The following is a 361-nucleotide window of genomic DNA, read 5'->3' on the forward strand; positions in this document are numbered from 1 at the left end:
GATGTATCTATATCATAAGCTACGATGGCGATATTTACGTAAAACGAGTAGAAAAAAACCCGGTAACCAAGTCTATAACTCTATTTTCAGATAACGACAAGTATGAGCCGATTTTAATAGAAAAGCATAATATGCAATACTGCCATATAATAGGCAGAGTGGTATCGCATATGAAAAAAGCTTAATTTAAACGGCTTTTAAAAGGTTGTAAAACGTGGTGTAAAAAAGTGTAAAGTATTTGTAAAATAATGTAAAATAAAATTTCGCCACTTTGATTTTGAATAAAATAGCTCTCAAACCCTATATTTAGGCTTTCATCGCTAAATTTCTCTCACTTTGATTTCTTACAAAACTTTACACA

Annotated in this window: 1 protein-coding gene; it reads left to right on the forward strand. The window is 30.5% G+C overall.

The window, feature by feature from the left end; genetic code table 11:
- Positions 1-185 (forward strand): S24 family peptidase (locus CCAL5182_RS09015; protein WP_336610845.1); only part of this gene is annotated, 185 nt, incomplete at its 5' end.
- Positions 186-361 lie beyond the last annotated feature (176 nt).

Origin of the sequence: Campylobacter sp. 7477a (genome assembly GCF_014892335.1) — a bacterium.
GTDB classification, from domain to species: Bacteria; Campylobacterota; Campylobacteria; order Campylobacterales; family Campylobacteraceae; genus Campylobacter_A; species Campylobacter_A californiensis.